The sequence below is a fragment of the Nitrosomonas sp. Nm166 genome (genome assembly GCF_900112825.1).
GTDB lineage: Bacteria > Pseudomonadota > Gammaproteobacteria > Burkholderiales > Nitrosomonadaceae > Nitrosomonas.
In genome coordinates, this window is record NZ_FONE01000041.1 from 25487 (window position 1) to 33612 (window position 8126).

The 8126-nt window shown below is 45.2% G+C and carries 7 protein-coding genes; all 7 read left to right on the forward strand.

What is annotated here, in order from left to right; translation table 11 throughout:
• The first annotated feature begins 12 nt into the window (after positions 1-12).
• The 7 genes from BM021_RS11665 to BM021_RS11690 all read left to right on the forward strand — a co-directional run bounded on the left by BM021_RS11665 (position 13) and on the right by BM021_RS11690 (position 7966).
• On the forward strand, positions 13-567 hold the full coding sequence (locus BM021_RS11665) for a peptidoglycan-binding domain-containing protein (RefSeq protein WP_090721210.1): 555 nt from the start codon (positions 13-15) through the stop codon (positions 565-567).
• 426 nt (positions 568-993) lie between these two features.
• Complete coding sequence (gene hpnH, locus BM021_RS11670) at positions 994-2112, forward strand: adenosyl-hopene transferase HpnH (RefSeq protein WP_090721211.1); 1119 nt, start codon at positions 994-996, stop codon at positions 2110-2112.
• 55 nt (positions 2113-2167) lie between these two features.
• A complete protein-coding gene (locus BM021_RS11675; protein WP_090721212.1) occupies positions 2168-3286 on the forward strand; it encodes a glycosyltransferase in 1119 nt (372 codons plus the stop codon).
• Positions 3264-3896, forward strand: a complete 633-nt coding sequence (locus BM021_RS11680; protein WP_256207892.1) for an HpnM family protein — start codon at positions 3264-3266, stop codon at positions 3894-3896. The genes BM021_RS11675 and BM021_RS11680 overlap by 23 nt, the downstream gene beginning before the upstream one ends.
• 39 nt (positions 3897-3935) lie before the next feature.
• Positions 3936-6599: an MMPL family transporter gene (locus tag BM021_RS11685; protein WP_090721213.1), complete on the forward strand. Its 2664-nt coding sequence runs from the start codon at positions 3936-3938 to the stop codon at positions 6597-6599.
• A gap of 205 nt (positions 6600-6804) precedes the next feature.
• Positions 6805-7185 carry an SNF2-related protein gene (locus BM021_RS16175; RefSeq protein WP_256207893.1) on the forward strand — a complete coding sequence of 127 codons (381 nt, stop codon included), beginning with the start codon at positions 6805-6807 and terminating at the stop codon, positions 7183-7185.
• Positions 7133-7966 (forward strand): SNF2-related protein, encoded by an 834-nt coding sequence (locus tag BM021_RS11690; protein ID WP_256207894.1) that lies wholly within the window; start codon positions 7133-7135, stop codon positions 7964-7966. Before BM021_RS16175 ends, BM021_RS11690 begins: the two co-directional genes overlap by 53 nt.
• The last annotated feature ends 160 nt before the right edge of the window (positions 7967-8126 follow it).

An 8126-nucleotide genomic window follows, 5' to 3' on the forward strand; every position in this document is an offset into this window, starting at 1 on the left:
TGGAGGGGAATAATGAAATCTTGCAAGATCAGTACCTTAGTGTCTTATGCGATTCTTTTGTTATCTGTAGCACTGTTATTTGGTTGCAAGCCGATCTTCGAAAAAAAACCACTTCCCGGTAAGGAAAGCGAAAGCAAAGAAGCTGCACCTGCAGCACCAGCACCAGCACCAGCACCAACGGCGCCAGCACCAACTGCACCACCAGCACCAGCACCTAGCACGTCTACACCTGCTGAACCTGTTACTAAAATTGAAGAGCTACAAAGTCTAGAGTCCACGGCAGGAACGCCTGATATGGCAAGTGCTCAGGAAGTTCAGCCAAGTCCTTCATCCACTAAAGCTCCAGCACAAGCAGCTGATGATGGGGGCGATGTTGTGAAAGCAACTCCCGCGATTATGCGCAAAGTACAACAAGCTCTTGTGGATGCAGGATTCAATCCCGGTCCAGTAGATGGTGTTAGCGGTGCTAAAACAGTCGCTGCTATCGAAAGTTTCCAAAAACAAAATAATATTCCGACAGGTAAATTAGACAAGAGAACGCTGCGTGCGCTAGGTGTTGATTTTTAATGAATAAAAAGTAATTTTCTGATTTATCAGATACACCAAGAGCTTACAATTCTTGGTGTATTTGTCAGTACATAAAATCATCAAATTCCTTATTCTTGAATAAAATAATGCGTCTGTCTGATTAACTAAATTGGCTATCTGTATTTTTGGATGATTTAAAAATATTTGCTATAGAGGAAGTCATGCTCTATAGTTAAGTACTTAAATAAAAGCAGTTTCAAGCTTTTTCAGATAATTGCAGGAATTTATGGAAGTTGGCAATTCTACTATTTATAGTAACTTCCGTTTTTTAATGCTTAATCTTCTTCATAAGTTCTTATTTATTCAATATTCAGATGAGCTTGGTTAATTTTTTCAGTGAGCTCTGTTTTTATTCTTAATAGTGTTGATCATTAACTTGCTTTGAAGCACTTTGGAGGTTTACCCATGGGAGTTCCTTTACGTCAACAGATTGCAGTTGGCAGTTATTTAATCAAACAAAAGCTAAAAGGGGTCAAAAAATATCCTTTAGTGCTAATGTTAGAGCCCTTGTTTCGCTGTAATCTGGCGTGTGCGGGGTGTGGAAAAATTGCGCACCCAGAAGAAATTCTCGATCAACGTCTTTCTTATGAAGAGTGCATGCAGGCCGTAGATGAATGCGGTGCGCCAATGGTTTCAATTCCAGGTGGTGAGCCGTTGATCCATAAAGATATGCCGCGAATTGTCGCGGGTATCGTCAAACGCAAAAAATATGTCTATTTATGCACCAATGCATTATTGTTAAAGAAAAAAATTGACGACTATACTCCATCGCCTTATTTAACCTTCTCAATTCATCTGGACGGCATGAAGGAACGTCACGACGCCTCAGTTTGTCAGGAAGGTGTTTTTGACCGAGCGATTGAAGCGATAAAACTGGCGCTGGATAAAGGTTTCAGGGTTACAGTGAACTGCACATTGTTTCAGGGTGAAACACCGCAGGATGTGGCTGAATTTCTGGATTATGTGATGGAATTAGGTGTTGAAGCGGCGACAATCGCTCCAGGGTTTAGTTATGAGAAAGCACCTCAGCAAGATGTTTTTATAAAAAGTCAGGATACCAAGATATTATTTCGCGGCATTTTTGAGCTAGGCAGGAAATTGAAGCGGAAATGGAGACTGAATCACTCAGCGCTGTATTTAGATTATCTGGCAGGAAATCAAGATTATAAATGTACGCCATGGGGTAACCCGACACGCAATGTATTTGGCTGGCAAAAGCCTTGTTATTTATTATCCGATGAAGGATACGCAAAAACCTTCAAAGAACTTCTTGAAGATACACCTTGGGAAAAATACGGTACCGCAAATAATCCCAAATGCGCTCAATGCATGGCCCACTGTGGTTATGAAGCAACCGCAGTGGAAGATTCGCTGAGACATCCATGGAAAGCGCTGATTACCTCTCTGAGGGGACCTAGAACTACAGGCCCCATGGTAGCCGAGCCGACTCCAAAATGGGCCACGGAAGAAAACAAAACACCCAAGAAACTCACTGACATACCCGTGACATTGATTAACAAGTAAACAGATAGAGAAAGCGTCGATATTTTTTTAGAATCAACTGTAAACAAGCGCGACAGTGGAATACCTGCCTTTTTTCGGTGCTATATGCTGGTGGTCACTAATTCTGCTTCCATGGCGCCCTTGGAGTACTCGCGAAAAAATAGAAGCTAGTGCCCCTGAAAGCTCCCGTGCTGCGCTGAGTGACATTACAGTATTGATTCCGGCACGTAATGAAGGCCTTTATATTCAACCCACTCTCAGCGGGGTAAGGGCGCAAGGTCAGATCGCGTGTGTCATCGTCATAGATGATCAGTCTGTTGATGATACGGCTGAACAAGCTAGAAAGTGCGGTGCGAAGATCATAACCGGAACTTCGCCACCTGCTGGATGGAGTGGGAAGTTATGGGCGCTTGAACAGGGACTGAAGGAAGTTAGAACACCCTATACGTTATTGCTGGATGCTGATATTGAGTTAGCACCTGGGATTGTGGCTGAATTGCGGCAGAAAGCGCGTATTGAAAATCTGGCGCTAGTATCGTTGATGGCTGAGCCGCCGATGAAGAATTTTATTGAATGCTTACTGATGCCTGCTTTTATATTTTTCTTTAAATTGCTTTATCCTTTTGGCTTGGCAAATAAGCCAGCGTCACGTATTGCCGCCGCAGCCGGTGGCTGTATTTTGGTAGAAACTCGAGCATTGCGCTCAGTAGGTGCTTTTGTCAATCTGCATGATGCCCTGATTGATGATTGCACTTTAGCAGTGCGTATCAAGCGTGCAGATTTACGTACCTGGATTGGACTCAGCCATGCAGCCCGTAGTCATCGTGGTTACCAAACGTTAAAGCCCATCTGGGAAATGGTGGCGCGCACGGCTTATACGCAATTAAGATACTCACCCATTTTGCTTGCCATCTGTACATTGATCATGGTATCCATGTTCTGGGCAGCGCCATTTGGATTTTTGTTGCTACCTGCTCAAGAAATTTATATAGTAAGTAGTCTGGCATGGATAGCGATGTTTTTTGCTTATATGCCCACTCTAATTTATTATCAACGTTCTCCACTTTGGGGGCTGGCATTGCCTATCATTGGTACTTTGTACCTTGCTATGACTTGGACATCAGCGTTACGATATTGGCGTGGAGAACGTGCTTGGTGGAAAGACCGTCGATATGAAAGCAAAACTAACAATTAAATTGCTAAGGTGGTGCCTGATACTGGTGATGCTGTTACCCATCAGTATGGCATTGCGTGCGTCCGACTCAGCATCCGATAGTCCAGAACAGGTGATACAGAAGTTACAATCATCCTTACTTCAAGTTATGCGTGAAGGTGAACAGCTAGGTTATGAAGGGCGATACAAATTTCTGGAACCTGTGGTTGAGCAATCTCACGATATTGAATTAATTATTAAAACAATACTCGGTGCAACATATTGGTCACAATTAGATAAAGAACAAAAAAATCTGGTTATCGATACATTCCGCCAGCTTAGCATTGCTACCTATGCAGGCCGATTCAATCGATATGAGGGAGAGCAATTCGAAGTTATTGAGCAACGAGCTTTGCCGCATGAACAAACACTGGTGCGAAGCCAATTAACTAAATCGGATGGCGGTACCGTAAATTTTGATTATGTGCTACATCAAACAGAAGGCCGTTGGCGTATTGTCAATATTTTATTTGATGGCGTGAGTGATCTTGCGATAAAGCGTGGAGAGTATCGCGCAATTATGCAGCGGGATGGTTTCCAAGCCCTGATTGAGTCGCTTAAGGAAAAGATTGCTCTGACTCGGCAGAATTAATAAGATAATTGCCTTTCCTCCCAAAGGGATTTCATAAGCGTGGAAAAATTGCACAGTAGTAGCTATCGTTTTTTTGCGCGCTGGGCCGATTTCTGCTACCAAAACGCTATCTGGGTTATTCTAACCCTATCAGTACTTACTGCGCTGAGTACGATTTATACGGTTAATAATCTCGGAGTGCATACGGATACGACGGATATGCTCTCTGAAGATGTCCCCTTTCGCGCAAATCATATCCGTTATAAAAAATCATTTTCCCAATATGAAGACACGTTATTGCTGGTACTGGATGCGCCTACTCCTGAACAAACGCATTCAGCGGCTAAACGTCTTGCCACTTATCTGGCAGAAAATAACGCTCAGTTTCCGAACACTTATTATTTGAGTGGAGAGCCTTTCTTTGAGCAAAATGGCCTGCTTTTCAAGAGCATATCTGAATTAGGCCATATTACCGATCATTTGGCAGCGGCACAGCCACTGGTTGTCCGTATCGCGGAAAATCCCACACTCTATACTTTTTCTTCCATTCTTGCGGAAGCTATTGATGAATTACGGACTGGCCGTACGTTAGAACTGGAACCCGTGTTGAATGGCGTCAGTGCAACAATGGATGCCCGGCTTGCCGGCAAACCCCGTGCGCTATCATGGCAGGCATTATTGAGCGGTGAAGCACAAAAAGAAACTTATCAAGAATTCCTGGTAGTAAAGCCCAAGCTTGATTATTCCCAGATATTTGCGGCTGAAGAACCGATCAAATTAATCCGCACGGCTGCACAGGATATGGGTTTGACTGCGGATGCTGCTGAGAAATTGCGTATTACTGGCGATGTGGCGTTAGCCTACGATGAACTGATCAGTGCGATGTACGGGGCTCAAGAGTCTGGATTATTGGCATTAGTAGCCGTAGCTGGCGTGTTATTCGTCGCACTGCGTTCTGCTGGAGCAGTGCTAATCGTGATACTGAGTCTGATGGTCGGATTATTATTGACAGCAGCATTTGCTACCGTTGCTGTAGGGTATTTAAATTTGATTTCGATCGCTTTTGCTGTGTTATATATCGGCCTTGGAGTTGATTATGCCATCCATTTTTTATTGCGACATGAAGAACTGAGGAAGCCTGATCAATCGGTTGCAGAGGCGTTATATAAAGCGGGCGGTGATATGGGACAATCACTGCTGATTTGTGCGATCACTACCGCCATTGGCTTCTATGCTTTTATGCCAACAACTTATCGCGGTGTTGCGGAGTTAGGCTTGATTTCAGGTACCGGCATGATAATCAGCTTTTTGATTACCATGATACTGATTCCCGCCTTGCAAAGGTTTTTCCCAACCAAGCCTAGAAAATCTTCAGTTTCGATTAAGACAATCAATCGCATTCTGGATCTGCCCAGGCATTGGCGTAAACTGATATGTGGTATAACAATCACTGCGATTGTGATTTGTGCCATAGCGCTACCGCAAATTAGGTTTGACTATAATTTGCTGAATTTGAATAATCCACGTGCAGAGTCAGTCCAGACTTTTCAGGAGCTATTAAAGAGCACGGAAGATTCGCCTTGGCATATCGATATATTGGCTGATAATTTGCAGGAAGCAGAACAGATTGTACGACGTCTTGAAGCATTGCCGGAAGTCGATAAAGTAATCAGTATTCTTGATCTAGTACCTCAAGAACAGGAAGCAAAAAGTCTTCTGATAGAGGAAATGGCAATGACGCTAGGTCCCATTTTCTTTTCCCCGGCAGCATCTCAGTCTGAGGATCGTCATACTGTTGCAGAGCAACGAATGGCATTGGAAAAATTATACAAGGCATTAAATCAGTTTATTGCCGAACAGCCAGCACATGCTGCGATAGCTTCTGCCCACAAGCTGCATTCTTCACTTTCAGATCTGCTGGCACGTTTAGAGAAGAGTACGAAAGATAATGATCAACAGGAAGAGCAATTATTACATGCGCTAGGTAGCGATTTACTCAGTTTGCTGCCCGATTCTATCAAGCGTCTGCAACAGACACTGGAAGCAAAACCATTTACACAGCAAGACTTGCCAGTCACCGTAAGCTCGCACTGGCATAGTCCAGATGACACTTACCGCATTGCGGTTTATCCCTCGGAAAATATTAATGACAACGATGCATTGCGCAGATTTGTGCATGCAGTTCAGAAAATAGCACCTACTGCTACCGGCGCGCCGGTGATTAGCCTGGAGGCGGGTGAAGCCGTGGTGGATGCGTTTATCCATGCTTTTTCCTTGGCACTGCTGGGTGTGATATTCACCCTATGGATGATGCTAAGAAGTATTACTGCCGCCCTGCTGGTATTAATACCTCTTCTGCTGGCGACTTTATTTACAGGTGCTTGTACGGTCCTGCTAGCGCTGCCATTCAATTTTGCCAATATCATCGCTTTGCCCTTATTGCTGGGCATTGGGATCGACAGCAGCTTGCACATGGTGCACAGAAGCCGCCATACCGGCATCGTGTATGAGAATTTATTGCATACCAGTACAGCGCGTGCCATTTTTTATAGCGCATTAACGACGTTGGCGGGTTTTGGCAGCCTGGTATTTTCCTCTCATCAAGGTACTGCCAGCATGGGATTGCTGCTGACAATCGGTTTATTTCTGACGCTGATTTGTGTGCTGATTATTCTGCCGGTTTTGTTGCAATCGACGGGTAAAAAGAAACAAAGCATTATTTAACCCAAGAACTGTATATTTTGTTTAGTTGCAATTTCTTTAGGAATCTTAGACAGAAGCCGGAAGCGGAATAAGGTTGTACAAAGTCATCAACTAAATTGTATTTGAGCAGGGAAAAAGGGGTGCCATCGATGACACAGCAGCTTCTGACGCCGCATCAGAGTCAGTACTACGCCTGGCTGTTACTCGGCGTGCTGCGGGCGGCACCGTGGAGTCGCTGGCATCTACTCTGGTTGACTCCCAGGTTGACCTCAATCCTCATCAAGTAGAAGCGGCATTGTTTGCCTGCCGTAATCCCCTTTCACGCGGCGTGATCCTTGCCGACGAAGTTGGTTTGGGTAAAACCATCGAAGCGGGATTGGTCATCTCGCAACGCTGGGCCGAGCGCCGCCGCCGTATTTTAATCATCGTCCCGGCAAACTTGTGCAAGCAATGGCATCAGGAACTACTGGATAAGTTCAGCTTGCAAAGTCTGATCCTGGAAACAAAAAGCTATAACGCAATCCGCAAACAAACAGACCGGAACCCGTTTGAGTATGGTTCCGGCCCGGTCATCTGCCTATCAGTTTGCGAAAGCCAAGGCCGATGATATCAAGAATATCGAATGGAATCTGGTTGTGCTCGACGAAGCCCACCGGATGCGCAACGTCTACAAAACCCGCAATGTCATCGCCAAGACGATCAAAGAGGCACTGGCGCATGTTCACTCCAAGATACTGCTGACCGCAACACCGCTGCAAAACTCCCTGCTGGAGCTCTACGGCCTCATCAGCATGATCGATGATCGTGTATTCGGGGACATCGACAGCTTCCGCACGCAATTCACCGCTTCGGGTAAAAATCAAAACTTCGCCAATTTGCGCGATCGCCTGGCTCCGGTTTGCAAACGCACCTTGCGCAAGGAAGTGCAACCCTACGTCTCATACATCACCCGTAAGGCCATCGTCGAGGAATTCACGCCATCCTCTGAAGAGCAGGAGTTATCCAGGCTCGTTGCGGACTACCTGCGGCGTCCAAACCTTAAGGCGCTACCCGATGGACAGCGGCAACTGATCTCCCTGGTGCTGTGGAAACTGCTGGCATCGTCCACATACGCGATAGCCGGTGCGCTGAATACCATGGCAAACCGTCTTCAAGAAGTATTGAATGATGCAGTCAATCTCCCCGATCTGGCCGAGGAACTGGATGAGGATTATGGATCGCTGGACGAAACTGCCGACGAATGGAACGATCAAGCGAATGATGCATCGCCTTCCGTACGTAACGAACGCGAAGCTATTGCACAGGAAATTTCGGATTTGCAGCATTTTAAAACATTGCGGCTGGTATTCGCGACAACGCCAAGGGCAAAGCGTTGCTCACTGCGCTAGCCCCAATATTGCACGAAGGTAAGTGGCAATTCCCAAATAATTCTTTATAATTCAGTTACCTACGTCGAATAAAGAAAAGGAATTGCCAGTGACAAAGTGTACCCATAAATCATTTAATTTTCCAGGTGTAAAAAAGCGTACTGTTGAAGTAAATTTCCAG